This window comes from Rothia sp. HMSC073B08 (assembly GCF_001812975.1).
Lineage (GTDB): Bacteria > Actinomycetota > Actinomycetes > Actinomycetales > Micrococcaceae > Rothia > Rothia mucilaginosa.
This window is the reverse complement of sequence record NZ_KV811073.1, coordinates 10,693-34,542: the sequence shown is the minus strand read 5'-3', so window position 1 is coordinate 34,542 and position 23,850 is coordinate 10,693. Positions and strand designations below refer to the sequence as shown.

Sequence of the window (23,850 nt, the reverse complement as noted above, 5' to 3'; positions counted from 1 at the left end):
CCTCCAACCACACTCAACTCTGAAGAGCCCCTAATCTCGTAAGAAATGAGTGTCGGTGATAGAACGAAAGAATGTGGTGGAAAATATATTCTCTCTATATTTCAAGATTAGAAGCGAGCAGTATAAAAAACGAGAGCATCAGCGAATATGATGCAATATGACGCGAAAATTTCGAAAAATACAACGAAAAAGCAGTAAACCTCAACCTGAAGGTTCAGGGTAGGGTTATTAGACAGGGACCATAGCCGTAAAACAACGGCACAGACACAGCAACAGCGAAAGGAACGAGCATGGGAATCATCCTCCCACTCCTCTTCTTAGGGGCAGGATTCGGGCTCGCAATGTTGCTACCTGAGCACTGGGGCAACCGCCTGAAAGAAAGCGCCTCCGCCCTGCTGACCCGCTGGATCATTCCCGCCGTCATCATCTACACCGTCGCCACCAGCCGCCCTGAGCTTTTCTTCGTTGCAGCCTCCACCATGGTGCTGATGCTCCTCGGAGTGCTCTGCGCCGGGCGCATCACCCGCGACCCCGTGCAGAAACTCGCCTTCGTCTATCTGAACGCGGGACTCTTCGGCATCCCCGTGGTCGCCGGGTTCTGGGGTGAGGAAGCCGTGCGAGTCTACATCGGCGCGTATATCGGCAACTCCATCATGGGTAATATTCTGGGCACCTCGCTACTACGAGGCGGTTCTAATACAGATGTAGGGGCAGGGGATGGCAACGCGCCGGATACACGAGCCACCAGGAGCCGTGGTGAAACCCTCCACACGGTGATGCGGGGGCTGCGTACCAGCCCGCCGGTTATCGCCGTGGTGGTGGGTCTGCTCTGCCTGCCCGCCGGCTCTTTCCTGAGCGTTCACGGGGCAGGTTTCTACCGGGTACTGACCTGGATTTTCAGCTTTATCGGACTGATTGTTCTGGGCATGTGGCTCGGTGTCGCCAAGCTACACCGCGCCGACCTGACCCGCGCCGCCGGATGGGCGCTCCTACGCGCCGTGCTCGTAAGCGTCTACAGCATCGGCGTGCTGGCACTCGCCCGCTGGGCACACGATACGGCGGGCATGCACTTTGACCAGTTGCTCGCGCATCCGCAGGTGCTTTTCCTTCTGGCTGTTCTGCCGCCAGCAGCTAATATCGTCATTCTGGAAACCCACTACCGGCACGAAGGCACCGCAGCCCCCGTCATTGCCGCAGGGGCGGCCGTCAGCGTGGGAATGATAGCGCTCGCCGTGCCGATCCTGCAGTTCGTCTTCGCCAGCTAAGTAGAGCCAAGAAAGCACGCCAGGAGAACACAGGAGACCACGCAGAAGACAACACAAAAGGAGGGCGGGGCATAAGCCTCACCCTCCTTCTGTTGTCTATCACCTTATCGGCACGCGGTAGCACTCAACGAGCTACAGCGCTTAGCGAACGATGTGGTACACCTTCGCCTCGTAGGGGCGCAGGGTCGAACCCGCGTCGTCCTTGTAGTTCGAGCTCACCAGCTCAACACGAGCACCAGCCTCACGAGCCTCAGAAAGTACCGCGAAGTCGCGCTCCTGCTCCTCGGCAGTGAAGTTCGAAACAACAAGCAAAGACTCGTTCGCGGGGCTGCCATCCGCACCACCGGTACGGGTGTACGCGTACACAGCCTCATCCTCGTTGTGCGGAACCTGAACCGAATCCACCGGAGCGAAGGCTGCGTAAACCATCAGGTCCTTCAGCTTGCCGCGGCGCAGAGCCACCAGCTGCTGGTAGTGGTAGAAGATCGAATCCTCATCCGCCAGAACAGCCTCAGCGTTAATCGCCGGGTAGTTCGGGTTCACAGCAATCCACGGGGTCACACCCTCGGGGCTGAAACCACCGTTAGCGGAGGCATCCCACTGAACCGGGGTACGAGCGTTATCGCGGCCCTTAATGTAAATCGCCTGCATCGCCTCTTCGTGGCTCAGACGCTTGTGGTCAACGTGCATGTCCTCGTAGAAGCGAATCGAGTCACCATCGCGGTAATCCTCAATCGAATCAAACTTCACGTTGGTCATGCCCAGCTCTTCACCCTGGTAAATGTACGGGGTGCCCTGCATGAAGTGCAGAGTGGTCGCCAGCTGCTTAGCGGACAGGGTGCGGAACTCATCCGAATCGTTACCGAAGCGGGAGACAACGCGCGGCTGGTCGTGGTTGTTCCAGTACAGCGAACCCCAGGCGTTACCCTCCAGGGTGGTCTGCCAGTCGTTCAGGATGCGCTTGAGCTCGGTCAGCTTGTACGGCGCGTAGGACCACTTGCCGCCCAGCTTGCCGTTCGGGTCGTTATCCACGCCCATGTGATCGAAGTGGAAGATCATGTTCAGCTCACCGGTGTGGTAGCCAGCCCACAGCTTAGCGTCCTCGGGGCTGGTTGCGCTGGTCTCGCCCACGGTCATCACATCGTAGCGGCTGAAGGTCTCGCGGGTCAGTTCCTTCATCCACGGGTGCACCATGGTGCCGTTAGAGATGACGAACGGAATCGAGGAGGTGTGCTTCTCAAAGTCGGTGGAGGGGTCATCCGGGAAGCCCTCGGGCTTGGAGATGATGTTGATAGCGTCCAGACGGAAGCCGTCAACGCCCTTGTCCAGCCACCAGCGGACCATGGAGTACAGGTCCTCGCGAACCTTCTCGTTCTCCCAGTTCAGGTCGGGCTGTTCCTTGAAGAAGATGTGCAGGTAGAACTGGCCGGTCGCCTCGTCCCACTCCCACGCCGGGCCGCCGAACTCGGACGCCCAGTTGTTCGGAGGAATCGGGTTGCCGTCCTCGTCGAAGCCCTTCGGGTCCTTCCAAATGTAGTAGTCGCGGTAGGGGTTGTCCTTAGAGGAGCGGGACTCCTTGAACCAGGGGTGCTCATCGGAGGTGTGGTTTGCGACCAGGTCCATCAGGATCTTGATGCCGTGCTTGTGAGCGGTTTCAAGCATCTCGTCGAAGTCTTCCATGGTGCCGAAGTCACTCATAATCGCGAAGTAGTCAGAGATGTCGTAGCCGTTGTCCACGTTCGGCGAGTCGAACACGGGGGAGAGCCAGATGACGTTGATGCCCAGCTTAGCCAGGTAGGGCAGCTTCTCGGTGATGCCCTTCAGATCACCGATACCGTCGCCGTTAGCGTCGTTGAAGGAGCGGGGGTACACCTGGTACACCACGGCTTCCTTCCACCACTGGCGGCCTTCGTAGGAGGGAACCTCGTATGCCTCGGAGTTGCTCATAATTGCCTTTCTATACCGGCCATCCAGCCGAAAAGAGGAACAAATTTTGTCTGTGATTGAAGTATAGGGCGAAGAGGGACCGGAATGTCTGTATCTGGTCCCCCTTCGCACAGTATGAGTGGGGTACGACTACTTGGCGTTACCGAAGAGGTAAACCTTCGCCTCGTAGGGGCGCAACAGGGTGCCCTCGTCGGTGAACTCGCGGTTCTCATCGCGGTAGTTCGAGCTGATCAGCTTCGGGGCGTTCTCGATTGCCTTCAGCTCAGTCGGGGAGAGCGCCTGCGAGTTGGTTAGCACCACCGAATCCAGGTTGCCGCCCGCGTAGTTCAGCTGAACGGTGTCATCGGTGAAGTTCGCGACGACCAGCAGGGCGCGCTCGCCGGTTGCGGCGGCGTCCTCGTCGGAGTTCACGCGCAGGTAGGCGTAAACCTGGTCATCCTCTTCATCCAGCAGGCGGTACTCGCCGGTCAGGATGATCGGGTGCTCGCGGCGCAGGCTAATCAGGTCGCGGTAGTGGTAGAACACCGAATCCTGGTCGGCGAGCTCTGCCTCCGCGTTGATTTCGGTGTAGCGCGGGTTCAGCTTCAGCCACGGGGTGCCGGAGGTGAAGCCTGCGTTTTCGCCAGCGGTCCACTGCATGGGGGTGCGGGCGTTATCGCGACCGGAGGCGCTGATGTAGCGCAGCATGTCCTCAGCGGAAACGCGGCCCGACTCTTCAACGTACTTGCGCCAGGAGTCGTGAATCTCCAGGTCGTTGTAGTCCTTCACATCGTCGAAGAAGACGTTGGTCATGCCCAGCTCTTCACCCTGGTAGATGTAGGGGGTGCCCTGCATCAGGTGCAGCACGGTGCCGAGCATCTTGGCGCTGACGGTGCGGTACTCGGGGGAGTCGTTACCGAAGCGGGAGACGGTGCGCGGCTGGTCGTGGTTGTTCCAGTACAGGGAGTTCCAGCCGCGGCCGTGCAGGCCTTCCTGCCAGTGGGTGAGGACCTTCTTGAGGTCAACCAGGTTGAAGCGGCGGTCGGACCACTTGCCGGTCACGCCACCTTCGGAGGCGTCTACGTCCATGTGCTCGAACTGGAACACCATCTGCAGCTCGTTGCGGTCGAAACCGGTGTAGAGTGCGGCGTCGTCCACGGTCACGCAGGGGGTTTCGCCCACGGTCATGACCGGGTACTTGCTCAAGACCTCGCGGTTCATCTCCTGCAGGAATTCGTGCACGCGCGGACCGTTGGCTGCGACAGCCAGGGAGTTGTCGAGGCCGCCAGCGAGGATTGCCGGGTCCTCGGGGAAGGAGAGGTCCTTAGAAATCAGGTTGATGACGTCCATGCGGAAGCCGTCCACGCCCTTGTCCAGCCAGAAGCGCATGATGTCGTAGACCTCTTCGCGGACCTTCGGGTTCTCCCAGTTCAGGTCGGGCTGCTTGACGGAGAAGTAGTGCAGGTAGAACTGGCCGGTCGCCTCGTCCCATTCCCACACGGAGGGGCTGAAGCAGGAAATCCAGTTGTTCGGCGGAATCGGCTTGCCGTCCTCGTCGAAGCCCTTGGGGTCGCGCCAGATGTAGTAGTCGCGGTAGGGGTTGTCCTTGGAGGAGCGTGCCTGCTTGAACCATTCGTGCTCGTCGGAGGTGTGGTTGACGACCAGGTCCATCATGAGCTTGATGCCGTGCTTGTGTGCGGTTTCGAGCAGCTCATCGAAGTCTTCCATGGTGCCGAACTCGGTCATGATGGCGCGGTAGTCGGAGATGTCGTAGCCGTTGTCATCGTTCGGGGAAGCGTAGATGGGGGAGAGCCACAGCACCTGAATACCGAGCTTGGCGAGGTACGGAATCTTCTCGGTAATGCCGGGCAGATCGCCGATGCCGTCGCCGTTGGAATCGTTGAAGGAGCGGGGGTAAATCTGGTAGACAACGGGTTCCTGCCACCACTGGGTTTGGGTCGTCATTGTTCTTCCTTCCCTTGGTATGGATGAGTGTTGTGCGGGGCCGCTCTGTGGGCGGCTAAAGTCTGATGCCCTTAGGACTGGGTGGTGAGGGGCGTTAGGAGGCTCTGCGGTGCCCAGCTGGAGGGGTCAATTTCCAGGAGTAGACCGCTGTGGTCGGAGATGGCTTCGGGGGAGTTGTCGCGGAAGACTACCGCGTGCGAGTTCACCGTAAGCAGTCGGTCAGCGAACACGAAGTCAATGCGCTTGGCGTCCGTGCTACCTTCCCAGCCGGCGATTTCGCGGTGGACGGTGTTTTCGCCGTCGGTGTGCTCCGCCAGCGAGCGGGTATCAACCATACCGCTGGAGGTGACTAGCGCGTAGCCTTCATCGCTCAGATGCGCGGCGGAGTTAAAGTCGCCGCCGAGCAGTACGGGTGCGGTGAGGGCACATTCTGCCAGGGCCTGTGAGAGGCGGGTGTATTCCTGCGTGAAGAGGGGCTCGCCGTCGAAGTCCCACCAGGACATGTGGGTGGTTGCGCACCAGAAGGTGCCCGTCGCAGTTTCGATGAGCGCCGCCTGCGCTGCACGGCGCTGTACCTGGTGGTAGCCGTACTCGGGGGACATGTCGATGGGCTTGATGCCGCGAATCGGCAGGCGCGAGAGGATTGCTACGCATTCGTCGTAGCGGTCCCAACCGATGTGGGCTTCGGTGAGGGTCCACTCGTAGGTTGCGCCCATTTCGTTGAGTGCCTGCACGAGTAGCAGGGCGTAGTTGTCTTCGTGAACCGGCACGCCTGCGCCGCCGCGGTAGTTGAGAGGCTCCTTCACCACGGGGGTGGAGGTGAGCTGGTTGACTTCCTGCAACGCAATGACATCCACCTGCTGTTCAATGATGAACTTTGCGAGGGTGCGGATTTTGGCAATTTGGTGGATTTCGCACCAGCTGTGCGTGTTGAGGGTGAGGAAGCGCATGTATTAAGTCCGGGGTATGTGTGAGGTTGAAGAATGATATGCACACCGCGCATTGAGGCGGCGAGTGTTTTTATGCACTCTGACCTATGGGTGCACTGTTTATGCTATCGATTCTGTGCGCTAGGTAATAGGGAAAAAGTCTCATCTGCAGCAAGTATTTTTAACCAGTGCCGGGAGATGTTTCAGGTTCTGAAAAACTCTTTCAAAACTTCTGCTTTTGGTATCTGCGGGTAGGTATGACCTGGCATTATTGTTTTTGTCTAAAACACATTCGGCATTTAGCGCACGCAGGATATGTGGCACCCGTCTCATATACTTTCGTTTGGAGGTATAAAGATACGGCGTGACCATCGCAGGATGGCAATGATCGCCAACCCCTGCGTCCGCTCACTCGACAACCCGAAAGGGCGTATAGCCTCATGATGGAAAAAGTACAGAGGTTCGGCTCTGCCATGCTGGCACCCGTTCTTCTCTTCGCATTCGCTGGCCTCGCGGTCGGTATTGCGATCATTGCACAGAACGGCGAACTGATTCCCCTCGCTGCTGATAAGGAAAGCGCGTGGAACCACTTCTGGTCTGTTTGGGAGTCCGGCGCATGGACTGTCTTCAACCAGATGGAACTGCTCTTCGTGATCGGTCTGCCCATTGCACTGGCAAAGACCGCTAACGCACGTGCAGTGATGGAAGCTGCAATGGTCTACCTGACCTTCAACTACTTCGTCGGCACCATGCTCAAGGTATGGGGCAAGGGCGGCACCGGTTTCTTCGACCTGGACTACACCACCGACATCTCTGAGAGCGCGGCAGGTACCGGTCTGAAGATGATCGCCGGTATCAAGACCATGGACACCGGTATCTTCGGTGCCATCATCATCTCCGCAATCGTGGTGTGGGCACACAACCGCTGGTTCGACAAGAAGCTGCCCGACTTCCTCGGTATCTTCCAGGGTTCCCAGTACGTCTACGGCGTCTGCTTCTTCCTGATGATGCCCGTGGCATTCCTGTTCTCCTGGCTGTGGCCCTACGCTCAGCACGGCATCTCCTCCCTGCAGGGCTTCTTCATCGCATCCGGCGCACTCGGCGTGTGGGTTTACACCTTCCTCGAGCGCTTCCTGATCCCGACCGGTCTGCACCACTTCATCTACTCCCCGTTCGTCTTCGGTAACGTTGTTACCCCGAACGGTATCGCTAAGGACTGGCCGAGCCACCTGACCGAGTTCGCAAAGAGCGACAAGCCCCTGAAGGAACTGTTCCCCGGCGGCGGCTTCGCACTGCACGGTAACTCCAAGGTCTTCGCACCCATCGGTATCGCAGCGGCGTTCTACACCACTGCTCGTCCCGAGAAGCGCAAGGAAGTTCTCGCTCTGCTGATCCCCGTCAGCCTCACCGCAATCCTGATCGGTATCACCGAGCCCCTCGAGTTCACCTTCCTGTTCCTGGCACCCCCGCTGTTCCTGGTTCACGCAATCCTGGCAGCAACCATGGCTGCAATCATGTACCAGCTGGGTCTGGTTGGTTACATGGGTGGCGGTCTGCTCGACTTCCTGTTCCAGAACTGGATCCCGCTGTGGGCAAACCACTCCGGCACCTACCTCATGCAGATCGGTGTGGGCCTGTGCTTCACCGTTATCTACTTCCTGGTCTTCCGCTTCATGATCCTGAAGTTCGACTTCAAGACCCCCGGTCGTGAAGAAGACGGCGGCGAGACCAAGCTCTACAGCAAGGCAGAGTACAAGGCTGCTAAGGCTGCTGAGAAGGACGGCGGCGCAGCAGCTCCCGCAGCTGACGGCGACCTCTACGCACCCCGTGCAGCAGGCTTCCTCGAACTGCTTGGTGGCGCAGAGAACATCACCACCGTGAACAACTGTGCAACCCGCCTGCGTGTCTCCGTTGCTGATGAGTCCCTCGTCAGCACCTCGGATGCAGACTTCAAGAATGCAGGTGCTCTGGGCCTCGTCCGCAAGGGCAAGGCATTCCAGGTCATCGTCGGCATGGACGTTCCCCAGGTTCGCGAGCGTTTCGAGACCATGGTGAACGAAGCTAAGACCCTCTCCTAAGAGACTTCAGCTTTCAGCCACCTGACGGCATAACGCCTCATAAGGTATAGACTTCGCCGGCGGTATCGGATAACACCGATGCCGCCGGCGAAGCTGTACCCGGACACGTACCAGGCGCATACCCAGCTCAAATCTGCTGGCATACACACTCAAAGTGAGAGATGACCGTCCTCACCCACCCTGGCCGATGACTCTAGAGCGTGTACTATTTATATATTGCTCACCATCGGATTCAGGAGCTTTGAGTGGATTTACAAGACGTCGTGAATGCGAACCAGCACCGATTCAGTGAAACTGAACGGGAAATTTTGGCATTCATGCTAGAAAACGAAGAGTTCGTTGCAGAGTCAACGATCAACTCTCTGGCACATAAAACCTATACTTCGACCAGCTCAATTATCCGCCTGACGAAGAAGCTGAACTTCTCCGGATTTGCCGAGTTGAAGTACTTCATTAAGTCCTCTCTGAACCGCAGCGAACCTTTCAACCCGCGGTTCATTGAGAGCGGTCGCGAAGATATTCAGCGCACCTACGACTACCTCGAGCACATGGAACTGAGCGGACTGCTCAAGCGCATCCATGAGGCTCGCACCGTGTACTGCTTCGGTACCGGCTACGCGCAGCGCAACGCCGTGCAGGAATTTACCAAGTCCATGCAGGTGTGCGGTAAGTTCTGCCAGGTCATCCCGGCGCGCAATGAGTTCGAAAGCGCCATGAACAATATGACCCAGGACGATGTGGTCATTATTGTGTCCTTTTCAGGTCAGACCGAGAACATGCGCGAACACATTAAGATGCTGGCGCTGCGCCGCATCCCCATGATTGCGGTGACCGCCATTGGTGTGAACTACATGTCTTCACACGCCGAGTACTCCCTGCACTACCAGACGACCCCCACCCAGATCAGCACCCAGCGCAAGCCCTACTACTCCTTCGTTGCGCTGTCGGTACTGCTGGACTACATCGTGCGCCGCTATATTGAACACGTTGAACATGAGCGCCGCGAGTCCCTGCAGGACCAGGTGGATGACGCTCTCAACAATGGGGGCGAAATCGACGCCTGACAAGGCAATACTGTGCCCACCTGCCCCTTCACTCACTCCTCCTGAATCCGACCGAATCCACCTGAGATCACCTGAAAGAGACACCCAGTGACCGCAATTTTCGCGCTCATCGAAAACACCGAGAAGATGCGTAAGTACCTGTTCTGGTACCTCATGATCATCCCCGCGCTGCTACTGCTGTGGATTGCTCTGGGCGCAGCGAACTCCCAGATGGACTTCCAAGCAGCCCTGAAGATTCCCTTCTTCACCGTGGCATTCCTGAACGCATGCCTCAGCCTGCTACTGGGCGGCACCCTCAAATTCGCGGGCGCAGAGAACGAACGCACCGAACGAGCCTACGCCCTGTACCTGACCATTCTGCTGGTCATCATCGGTAACCTGCCCGGCGCAATCCTGAGCTTCTTCCTCTTCCGCTCCCTGCGCTTCGGCAACCTGGAAGGCGAACTGGCACCCAAGTACCGTTGGGCGCTTCTGCCCGCCATGGTCTTCTACGTATTGGTCACCGTAGTGCTGCTCGCCGCCAACCTCGCAATGTGGTCGAAGTAAGCACACCGGCATACTAAGCACGCAGGCGCGCACTGACACCGCCCCGTATGGGGCACACCGGGCAGAGGACCCCGGAAGAACCACCATCTTCGGTGTGTACGCGCAAACGTACACCGCACTGACCCACAAGGACACTCACGACGTGAACCAGATTCCCGAGCCTACCGACGCGCAACACGCACCCGGCACCCCGGCTGATACTGCTCAGCCCGCCGCAGCCGCCGCGACCTCAGCAGAGGAAACCCACGAAGTAGCCGACGAAATCAACATCGCCGAGCTACCCGCACACCTGAACCCCGCCCACGAGGACTTCGACCCCTCGGCGGGGCTTGAGCGCTGGGCAGAACAGATGGACGTCTACACTGGACCGGACGCGATGCTCGACTTCAACCAGGTCGACTACGTGCACATCGACCTGTCCGAAGCGAACCCCTCCGGTCTGGCTCAGCTACTCGCCGGACGCAAGACCCGCCTCTCCACGATTCTGCGCGACAAGTCGCAGCTTGAGGCGGGTATGCGCTCCGCCCGCACCCTGCGCACCAAAATTTACGAACTCGCCACCGACCACGGCCTGGACTCCGGCTACTTCGTGGCGGGTACTGCCTCCTGGCTGTCGCACGACACCCGCGAGGATGCCGCCGCCTACGAGAAGCGCTTCATCGCACCGATTCTCATGGCGCCGCTGAGCATCACCCCGCACCCGAAGGATGACGACTTCGAGCTGCGCCTCGCCGGTTCCGCACGCCTGAACCCGGCGATGGTCCGCCAGATCAAGCAGGAGTACGGCATCGACCTGGGCACTATGGACGTGGCGCAGCTGGCGAACTCCATGTCCCGTCTGGACCCCGAGCCGGTTATCGAGCGTATGCGCGCATCTGCCGGTCGTATTCCGGGCATGACCATTGAGTCGAAGTATTTCATCTCCACCTTTGCTGACCTGAAGGAAAGCCTGGGCGAGCTGCCGCACACCGCCATCACCCCGCTGGTTCGTGACCTGGCGGCACTGAAGGTTCCCGGCGTGAAGCCGCGCGAGCTCAACGCCCACAACCTGCAGCAGCCCCTGGACCAGCGCGACCCGGCAGAAGAAATGCTCTTGCTGGACGCTGACGCGAACGCCCAGGAGATTATCGACACCGCGGTCAGCGGTTTCTCCTTCACTATCACTGCGGCACCCGGCACCGAGCCGTTGCGCACCGCCGTGAACATTGCATCCGCGCTGATGGGTCGCGGTAAGTCCGTGCTCGTGGTGGGTGAGAAGCGCTCTACCCTGGCCGAGTTCTCGGCGCTGCTCAAGCGCACCGGCATTGAGAGCCTGCGCTACGACCTGCTCGCCGAGCACGACTCCGAGGCTCAGCGCGCCGAGTTCATTCGCGCCATTGTGCGCAATGAGAGTGCCGAAGAACCGAACTCCGAGGACCTGAACGAAGAGCTCGTCGCGACCCGCGCCGCGCTGCTCGACCACACCCGCGCCCTGCTGAACAAGGACGCGAACTGGCAGATTTCCGTCTACTCGGCGTTACAGCGTCTGGCTGAGCTGACCGCCTCCGAGGACGGCCCGGCAACCCGCGTGCGTTTTGACCGACCCATGCTTGATGCGCTCATGGAGCGCGAGCAGGTGCGTGCCGAGCTGGTGCGCCTAGGCGAGATTGATGGTTTTGCGGCGGCTTCGCGTACCTCCCCGTGGTACCGCGCCCGCCTAGTCAATGACGAGGAAGCCGCCGAGGCGTACGCCCTGGTCATTACCCTCAAGTCCTCCCTGCTGAACCTGCGCGAGGCAATGAACCGCACCAGCGCCATGCTGGGTCTGCGTACGGGTCGTACCATCGCCGAGTGGGAGTCGCAGCTGGCGATTCTGATGCGCATCCGTGAGACGCTCAAGCGTTTCCGCGCAGACGTCTACGACCGTCCAGTGACCGACCTGATTGCGGCGACTGCATCCGGTTCGTGGCGTCGTGAGAACGGCATAGAGATGAGCAGTATGCAGCGTTCCCGCCTGCGCCGCGCGGCAAAGGAGTACATCCTGCCCGGCGTGAATATTGGTGACCTGCACGAGCAGCTGAAGATTGTTCAGGCCGAGCGTGCCGAGTGGATTCGCCACATTGAGGCGCCCCGCACCCCGCAGATTCCTGAGAACCTGGATCAGCTGGCTGCCGCCCTGAACTCCCTGGTGTCTGAACTGGCGGGCCTAGGCATTGTCCTGGCTGACACCGTTGAGGGCACCGACTTTGTACGCACCGACCTGGATGCCCTGGACGCGCGCCTGGACGCCCTCATGGCGGACCGCGTGCTGCTCATGACCCTGCCGGAGCGTGACGCCCTGACCCAGAAGCTGCGTGAGCGCGGCCTGTCGGAGTTGCTCGATGACCTGTACGCGCGTCAGGTTCCGACCGAGGTTGTTTCCGCTGAACTGGAGCTTGCCTGGTGGCAGTCTGCCCTGGAGTTCTTGCTGCAGCATCACGAGGGTAAACTGCTGGACGGCGACCGCCTGCGCGATATGGAGTCCCGTTTCCGCCGTGCCGACTACGCCCACATGACTAGCGCCCCGGCGCGTCTGCTGGCGAAGGTTGCTCGCGTGTGGACTGAGCGTATTGAGTCTGAGCATGATCAGGCAGCGTACCTGAAGAGCCAGCTGCGCGGCTACGAGTTCGTGCTCGAGGAGCTGCTGACTCACGCCCCGGTGATGGCACGTACCCTGCTGCCGCTGTGGACTGCGAGCCCCTTCGCCCTGGCGCGTAAGGTTCCCGCCTCCATGCGTTTTGATACGGTGCTGCTGCTGGACTCCGAGTCGACCCCGCTGGCAGCGAACCTGCCAGCGATTACCCGCGCCGACCAGGTGATTGCCCTGGGCGACCCGCATTCGGGTTACCCCTCGCCGTTCATCGTGTCCGCCCCGACCTTTGGGGCGCCGGAACCGGCAGGTGAGCAGCTGGACAGCACCTTCGACGTGCTCGCTACCGTACTGCCCAACCGCACCCTGGCGATGCTGCACCGTAGCATGGACCCGGTGATTCTGGACTACCTGAACCGTGAGTTCTACGGTTCGCAGCTGCATGCGGCTCCGGTGAGCCGCGCCTCCGCCCAGCCCGCCGGTTCGCTGACCGTTGAGTACATTGATACTCGCGGTAAAGTGAGCGATAACGCGAACCTGGATTCGCCCGGTGTTGAGGTGGAGCGCGTGACGAACCTGGTACTGGAGCACGCCTACCGTACCCCAGACCGTTCGCTGGCGGTTGTGACGGCTAGCCCGAAGCACGCTCAGCGTGTGGCTGAGTCGGTGCGTCATGCCTTGAGCTTGTACCCGCAGCTGGCGCCGTTCTTCGCCGCTGGTGAGGAGTCTTTCCGCGTGGTCGACCTGACCCGCGCCGAGACCCTCGAACGCGATACCGTGATTTTCTCCCTGGGTGTGGGTCGTGCCCGCCTGGGTCAGGCGTCCTACGATTTGGGTCAGCTGTCTGCTGAGCATGGCCGCCAGGGCTTTGTGGTGGCGTTGACTCGCGCACGCCGTGCCCTGCGCATTGTCTCGTGCATTGACCCCTCCGAGCTGGACCCGCAGAAGCTGCATCATGGCGCGGTAGATTTCTACCACCTGCTGCGTGAACACGCGGAACGTCAGGCGCGTGAAGAGGTGGAAGCGAAGGCACAGCGCGTGCCGGAGACCCTGCCGCGTAACGCGTTCTTGGCCGCCGACGACGCGGACACCCCGGATTTGGGCGACTGGCTTTTGAACGATTTGGTGGCGCGTCTGCAGGCTCGCGGTGTGCGTGTGACCCGCGGTGAGGGCGATATCGCTCTGATTGCGCACGCCCCGGAGAAGCTGGCGGCTGAGCCGGTTCCCGCGCTGGGTGTGGCTCCCGTGGTCTCTTCGAACCCGAGTGTTCCGGCGGCTATGCCGCTGGTGGCGTGCTCTGATGGCGAGCAGAATTATGCGCGTGCTTCGGTGCGTGAGCGTACCCGTCTGCTGCCGGAGCGTCTGAGCCGCACGGGCTGGAACTACATTACGCTGGGCACCCTGGAAGTATTTGCTGATCCGGACGCCGTGGTGGCGCGCGTGCTGCACTACCTGGATATGGATGAGGGCGCTGAGGTCCGTGGCTAGTTATTCGTCGACGCCGAAGCCTCGCCGCGGTCACCGCCGTGTGAGCGGCGGCGGTTCGGTGAGCGGGGCTGAGCCTCTGCTGGTGGGCGTGACTACGCCTCCGGTGGTGGCTTCGGGTGCATCGTCTGCTGCGGGGGCTTCCGCGAAGAAAACTGATGCTCAGAACCAGAACTCCCAGAAGGCGAGTTCTCAGAAGGTGGCTGCTTCTGCGCAGCCGCTGACCCCGGAGGAGCGTGAGCGTCTGGAATGGATGCGTCAGCAGCGTCCTCCGCATTGGGGTAACAATATCGTGTAGCGTCTTCCTGAGGGAGAGCACTTATTAAAACGCCGAGGGGCGGGGCAACGTGTGTTGCCCCGCCCCTCTTTTGGGCTGGTGTGGGACCCCGTTTAGGAGTTGCCCTTGTCGGTGCTGTAGAAGCCGGAACCTTTGAAGGTCACTCCGACGGTGTTGTAGCGCTTGCGCAGGGTTTCTTCGCCGCACTGCGGGCAGATGCGCAGTGCATCGTCGCTAAAGGACTGGCGCTGTTCAAAGACATGGTTGCAATTCTTGCACTGGTAAACGTAGACCGGCATTTTGTCCTTCTGTATCCGTTTTCGCTGGGATGGTTTATTAACGTGGTTTGAGTGTACCGCTTTTGAAAGGTTGGGAGCTATTTGCGTTTTCTTCTCAAATAGCTATTTCTGTTTCTTTTTACCTTTTTCCTGAGTGATTTTGTTGGTGTGTTCCTGCATATCTTTGCGTTTTGCATAAAGATTCGGGGTGTCAATCAAAAGCGAACCGGGCATGGGGAGTCGGGTGTTTTTAGCTCTGCTGGTGAGCGTGGAAAATACCCCGCTCGGTGAGAATCACCGGTAGAATAGCGTCCCACTGGTCGTAGGGAATGGTTTCGTAGATTTCGTCGCTGAAGACAATGCCGATGCTCTGCTCCTCCAGTTGCTGTGCGCTGAGCAGGGGGATAATGCGGTCGTAGTAGCCGCCTCCCTGACCGAGGCGGTGCCCGCCTGCATCAAAAGCAAGGGCGGGGATGAGACGCAGGTCGGCGTCAATGAATGCTTGCGTGTCTTGTTCTTCGCCTTCGGGTTCGGGGATGCCCATGGGGCTGAGCGGATGCTCAACGGTGGGGTCCCAGTGCACCCAGGCGAGTTTGCGACCGGGGCGTACGACGGGCACGAGGATGCGGTGTCCCTGCTCATGGAGAGCGTTTAGTGCTTGGACAATGGGCGGCTCAGATTTGGTGGGCAGATACGCCGCAATGGTACCGGGGGAGTGGACCCGCTGCGCAACCGCCTCGAGAATGTGGTGGGTGAAAAGGTCAGTCAGATGTTGCTGTCCGTGTTCGCCGCGGTGGCTGCGTGCGGTGAGGCGGCGCGGGCGAATCTGAGAGCGGAGAATGTCTTTGTCTAGGGAGATATCGTCTGCGCTGGCACCGGCGTCAGAGTTGCTGGTGGCGGGGGTGGTGTTGAGGTGCATGGTGTGTCCCATCGTCGTTGCGGGTCTTGTGTGAAGGGTTGGGGAGTGGCGCGTCCCGTAGGAAGTAAGGTGCGTTCACTCTATGCTGAGAGGTATCCGTGGCTGAGAGGTATCCGTGCGCAGGGTAAAACTGCCCTGGTGGGTGGTGAAAATTGACCTATATCTGCGGGGACATGGATTCCACTTTTTAGTATAGGGTTTGAGAAAAATAGTGCTGAGTTCTGTGGGGTGCATTTTCTTTGCACACCGAAGAATGTGCCGCTGTGGATATGCAGTTAGTCACGTTGAAGATTTTTTCATGTCATAGTGTCTATAAATCGCCTTAAGTACTTTACAACTTAGGGTATTCTTGTGGCATGGCTACTGAAATTAAGTCTGTTACTAAGGCAGTTATTCCTGCTGCTGGTCTGGGCACCCGATTCCTGCCCGCAACGAAGGCAACCCCCAAGGAAATGCTCCCCGTCGTTGATCGCCCCGCGATTCAGTACGTGGTGGAGGAAGCAATCCGTGCCGGTCTGAACGACGTTCTGATGATTACCGGCCGTAACAAGCGCGCTCTCGAGGATCACTTCGACCGCGTTCCCGTTCTGGAGCAGCAGCTCGCTGAGCAGGGTAAGGACGCCCTACTCGCATCCGTGGTAGCTACCAATGAGATGGGTGGCGACCTGCACTACGTGCGTCAGGGCGACCCCAAGGGTCTGGGCCACGCTGTTCTGCGCGCAAAGCGCCACGTTGGTGACGAAGCATTCGCTGTTCTGCTCGGCGATGACCTGATTGACGAGAAGGAAGACCTGCTCGCTCGTATGGTGGAGGTCCAGGAGCGCACCGGCGGTTCTGTCGTTGCTCTGATGGAGGTTCCCCGCGAGGCTATTTCTGCTTACGGCGCAGCTGCTATTGAGGCTGTTGAGGGCGAAGACGGTTTCGTTAAAATCACCGGCCTGGTTGAGAAGCCTGCTGCTGATGAGGCTCCCTCGAACTACGCTGTGATTGGCCGTTACGTTCTGAGCCCGAAGGTCTTCGAAGTTCTGGAGAACACCGCTCCGGGCCGCGGCGGCGAGATTCAGCTGACCGACGCTCTGCAGACCCTGGCTCAGGGTGAGGGCGAAGGCGAAGGCGTCTACGGCGTGGTCTTCTCCGGCCGCCGTTTCGACACCGGTGACAAGCTGTCCTACCTGAAGGCAAACGTTATTCTTGCTGCTGAGCGCCCCGAGTTCGGTGACGACCTGCGCGCATGGCTGAAGGACTTTGTCGCAGAGAACTGCTAATTACTCTGCATCCGCTCTCTAAAGAGGGCAACCGATAAATACCAACCACGCTGAGGAAGGCGTTCTTTCCGGTGGGGCGTTTTAGCCCCAAGGGAGGGCGCCTTCCTTTGCGTCGTATGTGTCTATTATGTGCTTGGGGTGCTACTGGGTGAGGGCCCAAGGTGTGCCTTGTGCAGGGACGCGACGACGTTGTAGTGTGCATATTCCTTCTGGGGTATATGTGCATATCCAGCCCGATTCTTGCCGCTTATGGAAAGCATTGGGAATATAAGGGTATGATTAAAGTCTAGGGATAAAGGGACGATAGAGGGCGACCTGAATATGACGCTTTTGAACACCTCCGGCGTGTTGGTAATTCTGACCGTGATTTTGCTGCTGTGGTTTGTGCCCAGGAGCCTGCGTCGCGCGCCCGCTGGCCCTGTCATGGAGCCTGAACGTCCCCTGATTAGTGCTGAGCGTACCGCGGAGGATATTCTCGCCTCCGCCGGTGTGCTGCTGAACGAGTCGGAGGCATACCAGTCCTCCGATCACGCGGTGGCACCGGGTACTTCCCTGCCGTCTTCTGCTCTTCCGCAGGCTTCTTCCCGTTCCTCCCACGCGGTGGAGGAATCCGCCCAGCCTGCGCCCGATACGGCTTCTATTTCGCAGATTCGCGAATCTTCCCCGACTGCCCCGTACACGGACGAGATTCCGGTGGTGGAGGAGTCGAAGCCCTCGCCTCTGTCCTACTTTGATACTTCGAGCCCGAGCGGTATTGCCCTGCTGGTTGCTGCCGGTCTGGGTGTTCTTGCCCTGGTTACCGGTCTTCTGGCGCTCTTTGGTGTGCTGGCGTGGGGCTGGGCTGTTCTCTTGCTGATTCTTGCCGGCGGTGCATGGGCTGTGAGCCGTTTTGGTCTGCTGGAGTCTGTTGCTAACCAGGTCAAGGCGAGCCGCGATGCACGCCAAGCTAAGGCAGAAGATGATGAGGATGACGAAGCTGAGGACGAAGCCTACGAAGAGTCCGATGAAAATGAAGAAGCCGGCGATGATGCTTCTGAGCCTGTAGAGGACTCGGCGGCTGAGGGTGTGGAGCCTGAAGTTGCTGAAGAGCCTGCACATCATGCTCGCCCCGCCACCCGTGAGGCTACTACCCGCAAGTCTGTACACGGTGTGAACCGCGAGGCGGCACGCCCGAGCCGCGCGCACATCGCGGTGGAGTCCTCCGATGAGGCTCCCGAGGCGGCTCCTCGTGCGGAAGCGCCTGCTGCGGCACCTGCTCATTCTTCTCGTGCCGTACCTGCCCGTTCTGCCCGCGCGGCGGAGGCGCCCGTCGCACACCGTCAGGAGCGTCGCCAGCAGCGTCCGAGTCGATTCCAACCGATTCGCCGCGGTAGCGTGCTCTTTGATCAGGAGAGCGGCTCCGCTACTTCCTCCGGTGCACCGCGTACTGCGGCACAGCCTCAGCGGGTAGCTCAGGCTCCGGTTGCTCCGAGCCGGCCTGTCCAGCCTCAGCCCGCACAGCCCGCTCAGGCACCCGTACAGGCTTCCGCCAAGCCGGTAGCAGCTCAGCCTGCACCAGCCACCCAGGCACCTGCACAACCGGTAGCAGCTCCTGCTCAGCAGTCGGCTATTCACCCGGATCAGCCGGTGGCTCGCCAGGCTCTGCGCGACGGCTCGCCCGTCCGTCAGGCACCTGCGGCACCTGCTACTCAGGCTCCCGCTCAGCCGATTCCCGAAGAGATTCCTCTGCCGGATGTCCTGGACGATTCCGAGTTCGATGCGCTGGATATCGCCTCGCTGAACGATTCGGCTCTTTCGACCGGTGCTACTGCGACCGGCGGTGTTCGTTCGACGAACCGTCACCCCGGTGCCGGCTCCTCCTTTGAGGCGGTTAGCAACACCTGGAACCCGGTTCAGCTGCCTAAGCCTCTGAGTGCACTGCACCGCCAGGACAAGAACCAGGGTAAGAAGTAGACTTTGCTCCAGACACGCATAAAACCCCGACAGTTCACACTGTCGGGGTTTTTGTATGCCTGGGGATGATTGGGAAGAAGTTAAAAAGAAAAGGAACCCCGTCCATGGGGTTCCTTTTCTAGCATCACACACAGGAAGAAAGTCTTCTAGACCGATTAGGAAGGCCTTCCCACAAGGCCTGCCCTATTCGGTAATAAAAATATATCCTAATTCCCGTGCGGGTGACAAGCTGAAAATAGCGACACCCTGTCAATAAACTAAGGTTGCCCTAAGTAAAATCCGCGCCATTGCAGGCGACAAGGGGCAATAACCCCCGGCTGAAAAAATTTAAAAAAATTTTCTGACCCCTCCAAAAGTCGAATAAGAAGCCTCAAAGAACCTTCAATCAGGTTAATATCGCCCACTCATGAGAGAATAGCCGAGTGAAAGATTGGTTTGACGCACTCCCGATTGAGGTTGCCCTAGCTTTCATGTGGGTGGTCGGAATCGTCCGCACCAGCATCGTGTACGCTCTTGGCGCGCTTGCTGCTGAAGGCGGTGCCCGCCTCGACCGCATCCGCAAAGCCATGGACAGCCCGCTCTACCGTAAAGCGCGCCGCTTGATTAATCGGTGGGGCGTTATTGCTGTGCCCCTCTGCTTTCTCACCGTGGGTCTGCAAACCGCGGTCATCATCACGACCGGCTTCACGAAAATGCCTCTGCGTCGCTGGGTTCCCGCGATGCTGGTTGGAACCTTCATGTGGGCGTGTATTTACACCACCATCGGCTTCGCAATTCTTGCGGCCCTCGGCCTGGAGCCGTGGATGTTCCCGCTCGCCCTTGCCATTGTTATCACGGTGCTGGTCATTGTGACTCAGCTGCGCGAACGCCGCATTAACCGCGAAACCGTTGAGAACACTGCGGATAACATCGCCGAGAACTAGTCCTACCTTCAGCGGGGGATAGGTGCACTATCTCGCCGGGTTGAGGCCACTCACCTACCCTCAATGCCCCCGCCCAAGATGTGCTAGCGTGGAGGGATGAGTTCATCCGCATCCTCCACCGCAGGCACCCCCGAAGAGCAGCCCGTCAACGACTCTGCCCTCACCGCAATCGACCCCGAGCAGAGCGCGCCCGAAAACGCTACCGACCAGGTAGAAAGCGAAGCGCCCACCGAGGCCCCCGCCCGCGTGTACCTGCATCCCGAGCAGCTGGCGATGATCCAGACCCCGGAGGCTCTGCCCATCCCCGTGCTCCAGCGTTCTATGCTGCGCATTAGCTACGTGCCCGCGATTATGCCCGGCAAGTGGTTCAACCGCTGGCACGAGCGTTACGGCGACCGCGTGCAGCTGGCGGAGGTGCCCGTGCGTGAGGCGCGCGGCCTGGACTCCCTGCATCAGGACCTGTGCCTGATTGACCCTGCCCTCAACTCTGCGGAAGAAACTGCCTCCGAGGCGCCCGCCGAGGTTAGCGCTGAGGCTACCGAGCACGCCCCCATTGAGCGTAAGGACGTACCCGAGAACCCCTTCGCACACATGAGCATTGTGCGCCCCGACCGCGAACCGGCAAGCACCGACGGCGAAAAGTACCATAGCATCCGCCTCTACGAGGAGCTACCCGTGGTCATTCTGCCGGTGGACCATGTGCTCACCGTGCTTGATGAGGTGCCCGTGGAGGAGCTTGCTGAAGAGTTCCTGCTGCAGCCCGCCTCCGATATTCCCGCTTATGAGGAAGTCTCCCGCGCATGGCGTGAGAGTGCCGGTCGCATCGTGCCCGAGGGCCTGACCGATAAGGAAACCATCGAGCTGGTTGCCGCTGGTGTGGGTCTGTACATTGTGCCCATGTCCATTGCGCGTTTCTACCACCGCAAGGACCTCACCTACCGCCCCGTTGCGGGCCTGGACACCTACCCGGTGCACCTGGTCTGGCCGCGTGCCCCCAAGGGCGAGCCGCGCAGCGAAGAGCTCGAAGCGCTCCTGCAGGACTTCATCGGTATTGTGCGTGGCCGCACCGCAACCAGTGAGCGCGGTAGCGAAACCCGGCAGGCACGCGCCGAACGCATCGCCGCTGAAAAAGCAAAGGAAAAAGCGAAGGCACGAGCCGCCAACGCCCGCCGCGAAGCACGCGATAAAAAGCGCGCCAACGCCAAGAAAAACGGTAACGCGCGCCAGCACGCTCGACAGTCCGCCAAAGCCGCCAGCGCACGCCGCGGCAAGAAACGCTAACGAACGATAGACGGTAAAATCAAACCATGGCATTAGCAATGGAAACCCGACCCGCAGCCTACGCAGTGATCATTGAGCAGGGCAAGCTGCTCATGACCCGCTGGGTGCCCGAAGACCGCGCGCTCAGCCCCCTCTGGTCCCTGCCTGGCGGCGGCATGGAACCCGGCGAACAGGCCGACGAAACCGCGCTACGAGAGACCCTCGAAGAGACCGGTTACAGCGTCGCCATTGAAGACATTCTGGGCGTGCACGCCGGACACTTCCCCGTGCGCTCCACCCAGAAAGACCCGCAAGCGCTACCCTTCTGCGCCCTGCGGGTGGTTTTCCGTGCCCACATTGTCACCGGCGAACTGCGCCACGAAATCAACGGATCCTCCGACACGGCACGCTGGGTACCCATCGCTGAGCTGGACACCATCCGCTACGGCACCCTCATCGACGAGGTAGCCTCCATGATGGGCTACTCCAACGCCGCTAGCTGGGCACGCGAATACCGCGAATTTCTTGCCGATGAAAACGCACGGAAGCTTCCCTAATGAACCGACTGACCCTCACCCGCCGTGCGGCTCTCACCTCCCTGGCGCTCATGCCGCTGCTCGCCGCCTGCGGCAACAATGACACGACCCCGCATGTGGACCCTTCCGCCTCCAGCTACGGTACCCTGCGTATCGGCTACGGTGCCCTGCGTGAGATGCGCGCTGTCGCGCACGTGTATGCGCGTGCCCTGCGCCAGGTCGGCTACTCCGTTGAACTTGTTGACACCGACAACAGCCGCGCTACCGCCCTGCGCGGGCTCATGGTTCCTTCGGCTAATTCCGCCACCCCTACCGCTACTCTGCCCGACGACGAGGAAACCGGTAGCACCACTGCCGCGGCCCTTGAATCGTTGGACCTGGTCATCGACTACAGCGGCGACCTGCTGCTCTACCTGACCGACGACGGCAAAATTAGCCCCGCCGCCGCACAGAACGAACGTATCGCCGCCTCCGTGAGTGCCTCCGCTCAAGCCGCAGGCGTGACCCTGCCCCCGGCGGCCACCCCCACCGCGGAGGAGAGCACCGCCTCCGCGCATGCTACGGACGGTACCGCGAGCCCCACCGCAAGCTCCACCCGCTCCGCAGACCCCATCAACCTGCGCGCCATGAGCACCACCGACATGACCAACGCCATCTCGCGCATCCTGCCTGAAGAGCTCATGCTCCTCAACGGCGCCCACGCCACCAACAAGGATGTGCTGGTTACCACCCGTGCCGTGAGCGCCCGCCACAAGCTCAACTCCCTCGCGAACCTGCGCGATGTGCAGTCGAGCCTGGCGTTCTCCATCCCGACCGGGTACTCCAGCGGCACCTACGGCGTGGATTCTTTGCGTAGCCTCTACCGTTACCGTGTGCACGACCCGAAGATTCAGGACGACCCCGCCGAGCGCGTCAACGCCCTCACCGCAGACACCGTGCAGGTGACCCTGCTGCACAGTAGCGACTCCGCGATTGAAGAGAATCGCCTGGTCACCCTGGAAGACCCCTCGACGGCGCTTTTGCAGCAGCAACTGGTGCCCATTATTCGCCGTACCCTGCCAGATAGCGCCCGTACGGCAATTAACCGCGTATCATCTACATTAGACACGGGTAACCTCTCGTTCCTGTTGCGTCTGACTAGCGGTTCCAACCCCATCGCAGATGATGACGCAGCACAATTCATTTTGGATCACCCTAGAAAGTAAATCATCATGACGAAGTACCGTCAGTCCTCAAAGTTGAGCAACGTCCTGTACGACATCCGCGGCCCCATTCTGGATGAAGCCAATCGCATGGAAGCGATGGGCCACCGCATCCTCAAGCTGAACATTGGTAACCCCGCGCCCTTCGGCTTTGAGGCGCCGGATGCCATCATGATGGATATCATTCGTCACCTGCCCGAAACTCAGGGCTACTCTGACTCCCGCGGCCTCTACTCGGCACGTACCGCCATTGTGCACCACTACCAGAACCGCGGCATCATGAACCTCGACACCGAATCTATCTACTTGGGTAACGGTGTGTCTGAGCTGATCCCGATGACCCTGCAGGCACTGTGCGAGACCGGCGACGAAATCCTGGTCCCCATGCCCGACTACCCGCTGTGGACCGCAGCCACCGCGCTGGTCGGCGGCAAGCCCGTGCACTACCTCTGCGATGAGGAAAACAACTGGTACCCGGATATTGAAGACATTAAGTCGAAGATTACCGAGCGTACCAAGGGAATCGTGGTTATTAACCCGAACAACCCCACCGGTGCCGTCTACCCGCGTTCCGTGCTTAAGCAGATTGTGGATGTGGCACGCGAACACGGTCTGGTCGTGTTCTCTGATGAGATTTACGAAAAGATTACCTACGATGGCGCAGAGGCCATCAACATGGCGACCCTCACCGGCGACGACGTGCTCTGCCTGACCTTCTCCGGCCTGTCCAAGGCATACCGCGTCTGCGGTTACCGTGCGGGTTGGGTCGCTATCACCGGCCCGAAGAAGGACGCTTCCAGCTACCTGGAAGGCATTCACCTGCTCGCCTCCATGCGCCTGTGCGCCAACGTTCCGGCACAGCACGCCATCCAGACCGCGCTCGGCGGCTACCAGTCCATTAACGAGCTGATTGTTCCCGGCGGCCGCCTGTACGAGCAGCGCACCCTGGCGCACAAGATGCTCAACGAGATTGACGGCATCAGCTGCACCAGCGCGGACGGCGCTCTGTACCTGTTCCCGAAGATTGATGTTGAGCGCTTCGACATTACCGACGATGAACAGTTCGCCCTGGACCTGCTCAAGAGCCAGAAGATTCTCTTCAGCCACGGCCGCGCGTTCAACTGGAAGGACCCGGACCACTTCCGCCTGGTGTTCCTGCCCGATACGCAGACCCTCACCAGTGCCCTGGAGCGTCTGGGTAACTTCATGGCTGACTACAAGCAGAAGCACTAGCCCTGCTGTCTCTGCCTTGTGACAGATAGAAATAGCCTGCCCCGCAGTTCTGATGAGCTGCGGGGCAGGCTATTTTTAGCGGCTTCGCGAATGCTCGATGCGCCAGATGACGGAGCAACGCGCCGGGGGGGGGGGGGG

General features: G+C 60.0%; 18 protein-coding genes. 13 read left to right on the top strand and 5 right to left on the bottom strand.

Translation table 11 applies throughout. The features are described 5' to 3' along the window. The first annotated feature begins 290 nt into the window (after positions 1–290). Positions 291–1,265, top strand: a complete 975-nt coding sequence (locus tag HMPREF2884_RS05355; RefSeq protein ID WP_070616180.1) for an AEC family transporter — start codon at positions 291–293, stop codon at positions 1,263–1,265. A gap of 141 nt (positions 1,266–1,406) precedes the next feature. Here the strand turns inward: HMPREF2884_RS05355 and HMPREF2884_RS05350 are convergent, their stop codons facing one another. The 3 genes from HMPREF2884_RS05350 to HMPREF2884_RS05340 all read right to left on the bottom strand — a co-directional run bounded on the left by HMPREF2884_RS05350 (position 1,407) and on the right by HMPREF2884_RS05340 (position 6,106). Continuing rightward, positions 1,407–3,212, bottom strand: coding sequence for a glycoside hydrolase family 13 protein (locus HMPREF2884_RS05350; RefSeq protein WP_070616178.1), 1,806 nt, complete (start codon positions 3,210–3,212; stop codon positions 1,407–1,409). Between the two features lie 129 nt (positions 3,213–3,341). Continuing rightward, positions 3,342–5,156: a glycoside hydrolase family 13 protein gene (locus HMPREF2884_RS05345; protein WP_070616176.1), complete on the bottom strand. Its 1,815-nt coding sequence runs from the start codon at positions 5,154–5,156 to the stop codon at positions 3,342–3,344. A gap of 71 nt (positions 5,157–5,227) precedes the next feature. Beyond that, positions 5,228–6,106 carry an endonuclease/exonuclease/phosphatase family protein gene (locus HMPREF2884_RS05340; protein WP_070616174.1) on the bottom strand — a complete coding sequence of 293 codons (879 nt, stop codon included), beginning with the start codon at positions 6,104–6,106 and terminating at the stop codon, positions 5,228–5,230. 419 nt (positions 6,107–6,525) lie between these two features. On the opposite strand from HMPREF2884_RS05340, the gene HMPREF2884_RS05335 reads away from it, so the two are divergent. From HMPREF2884_RS05335 to HMPREF2884_RS05315, 5 genes are all read left to right on the top strand, one after another. Then, on the top strand, positions 6,526–8,163 hold the full coding sequence (locus HMPREF2884_RS05335) for an alpha-glucoside-specific PTS transporter subunit IIBC (protein ID WP_070616172.1): 1,638 nt from the start codon (positions 6,526–6,528) through the stop codon (positions 8,161–8,163). 245 nt (positions 8,164–8,408) lie between these two features. Beyond that, positions 8,409–9,227, top strand: coding sequence for a MurR/RpiR family transcriptional regulator (locus tag HMPREF2884_RS05330; protein ID WP_049353335.1), 819 nt, complete (start codon positions 8,409–8,411; stop codon positions 9,225–9,227). 87 nt (positions 9,228–9,314) lie between these two features. Next, positions 9,315–9,773 carry a hypothetical protein gene (locus HMPREF2884_RS05325; protein ID WP_049341819.1) on the top strand — a complete coding sequence of 153 codons (459 nt, stop codon included), beginning with the start codon at positions 9,315–9,317 and terminating at the stop codon, positions 9,771–9,773. A 94-nt stretch (positions 9,774–9,867) separates the two neighbouring features. Further along, positions 9,868–13,869, top strand: coding sequence for a DEAD/DEAH box helicase (locus HMPREF2884_RS05320; RefSeq protein ID WP_070616170.1), 4,002 nt, complete (start codon positions 9,868–9,870; stop codon positions 13,867–13,869). Beyond that, a complete protein-coding gene (locus HMPREF2884_RS05315) occupies positions 13,862–14,164 on the top strand; it encodes a hypothetical protein (RefSeq protein ID WP_005508444.1) in 303 nt (100 codons plus the stop codon). Before HMPREF2884_RS05320 ends, HMPREF2884_RS05315 begins: the two co-directional genes overlap by 8 nt. A gap of 92 nt (positions 14,165–14,256) precedes the next feature. Here the strand turns inward: HMPREF2884_RS05315 and HMPREF2884_RS05310 are convergent, their stop codons facing one another. Together HMPREF2884_RS05310 and HMPREF2884_RS05305 are read right to left on the bottom strand one after the other, a co-directional pair. Further along, positions 14,257–14,442 carry an FmdB family zinc ribbon protein gene (locus tag HMPREF2884_RS05310; RefSeq protein WP_005508445.1) on the bottom strand — a complete coding sequence of 62 codons (186 nt, stop codon included), beginning with the start codon at positions 14,440–14,442 and terminating at the stop codon, positions 14,257–14,259. A gap of 229 nt (positions 14,443–14,671) precedes the next feature. Beyond that, positions 14,672–15,340, bottom strand: coding sequence for a 5-formyltetrahydrofolate cyclo-ligase (locus HMPREF2884_RS05305; protein ID WP_246827930.1), 669 nt, complete (start codon positions 15,338–15,340; stop codon positions 14,672–14,674). 356 nt (positions 15,341–15,696) lie between these two features. On the opposite strand from HMPREF2884_RS05305, the gene galU reads away from it, so the two are divergent. From galU to HMPREF2884_RS05270, 7 genes are all read left to right on the top strand, one after another. Continuing rightward, a complete protein-coding gene (gene galU, locus HMPREF2884_RS05300) occupies positions 15,697–16,605 on the top strand; it encodes a UTP--glucose-1-phosphate uridylyltransferase GalU (protein ID WP_005508447.1) in 909 nt (302 codons plus the stop codon). A 321-nt stretch (positions 16,606–16,926) separates the two neighbouring features. Continuing rightward, positions 16,927–18,558 carry a hypothetical protein gene (locus tag HMPREF2884_RS05295; protein ID WP_070616166.1) on the top strand — a complete coding sequence of 544 codons (1,632 nt, stop codon included), beginning with the start codon at positions 16,927–16,929 and terminating at the stop codon, positions 18,556–18,558. Positions 18,559–18,980: 422 nt separating this feature from the next. Beyond that, positions 18,981–19,481 carry a DedA family protein gene (locus HMPREF2884_RS05290; protein WP_049341824.1) on the top strand — a complete coding sequence of 167 codons (501 nt, stop codon included), beginning with the start codon at positions 18,981–18,983 and terminating at the stop codon, positions 19,479–19,481. A 96-nt stretch (positions 19,482–19,577) separates the two neighbouring features. After that, positions 19,578–20,762, top strand: coding sequence for a LysR substrate-binding domain-containing protein (locus HMPREF2884_RS05285; protein WP_141753501.1), 1,185 nt, complete (start codon positions 19,578–19,580; stop codon positions 20,760–20,762). A 26-nt stretch (positions 20,763–20,788) separates the two neighbouring features. After that, complete coding sequence (locus HMPREF2884_RS05280) at positions 20,789–21,298, top strand: NUDIX domain-containing protein (protein ID WP_005508451.1); 510 nt, start codon at positions 20,789–20,791, stop codon at positions 21,296–21,298. Continuing rightward, positions 21,298–22,482, top strand: a complete 1,185-nt coding sequence (locus HMPREF2884_RS09465; RefSeq protein ID WP_070616164.1) for a glycine betaine ABC transporter substrate-binding protein — start codon at positions 21,298–21,300, stop codon at positions 22,480–22,482. Before HMPREF2884_RS05280 ends, HMPREF2884_RS09465 begins: the two co-directional genes overlap by 1 nt. Positions 22,483–22,488: 6 nt before the next feature. After that, positions 22,489–23,712, top strand: a complete 1,224-nt coding sequence (locus HMPREF2884_RS05270; protein WP_005508453.1) for a pyridoxal phosphate-dependent aminotransferase — start codon at positions 22,489–22,491, stop codon at positions 23,710–23,712. Positions 23,713–23,850 lie beyond the last annotated feature (138 nt).

Coding starts and splice junctions, on each gene's coding strand:
- HMPREF2884_RS05305 (WP_246827930.1), bottom strand. CDS start 15,340: ATGCACCTCAACACCACCCCCGCCACCAGCAACTCTGACGCCGGTGCC.
- HMPREF2884_RS05345 (WP_070616176.1), bottom strand. CDS start 5,156: ATGACGACCCAAACCCAGTGGTGGCAGGAACCCGTTGTCTACCAGATT.
- HMPREF2884_RS05340 (WP_070616174.1), bottom strand. CDS start 6,106: ATGCGCTTCCTCACCCTCAACACGCACAGCTGGTGCGAAATCCACCAA.
- HMPREF2884_RS05295 (WP_070616166.1), top strand. CDS start 16,927: ATGACGCTTTTGAACACCTCCGGCGTGTTGGTAATTCTGACCGTGATT.
- HMPREF2884_RS05285 (WP_141753501.1), top strand. CDS start 19,578: ATGAGTTCATCCGCATCCTCCACCGCAGGCACCCCCGAAGAGCAGCCC.
- HMPREF2884_RS05310 (WP_005508445.1), bottom strand. CDS start 14,442: ATGCCGGTCTACGTTTACCAGTGCAAGAATTGCAACCATGTCTTTGAA.
- HMPREF2884_RS05350 (WP_070616178.1), bottom strand. CDS start 3,212: ATGAGCAACTCCGAGGCATACGAGGTTCCCTCCTACGAAGGCCGCCAG.
- HMPREF2884_RS05280 (WP_005508451.1), top strand. CDS start 20,789: ATGGCATTAGCAATGGAAACCCGACCCGCAGCCTACGCAGTGATCATT.
- HMPREF2884_RS05270 (WP_005508453.1), top strand. CDS start 22,489: ATGACGAAGTACCGTCAGTCCTCAAAGTTGAGCAACGTCCTGTACGAC.
- HMPREF2884_RS05355 (WP_070616180.1), top strand. CDS start 291: ATGGGAATCATCCTCCCACTCCTCTTCTTAGGGGCAGGATTCGGGCTC.
- HMPREF2884_RS05335 (WP_070616172.1), top strand. CDS start 6,526: ATGATGGAAAAAGTACAGAGGTTCGGCTCTGCCATGCTGGCACCCGTT.
- galU (WP_005508447.1), top strand. CDS start 15,697: ATGGCTACTGAAATTAAGTCTGTTACTAAGGCAGTTATTCCTGCTGCT.
- HMPREF2884_RS09465 (WP_070616164.1), top strand. CDS start 21,298: ATGAACCGACTGACCCTCACCCGCCGTGCGGCTCTCACCTCCCTGGCG.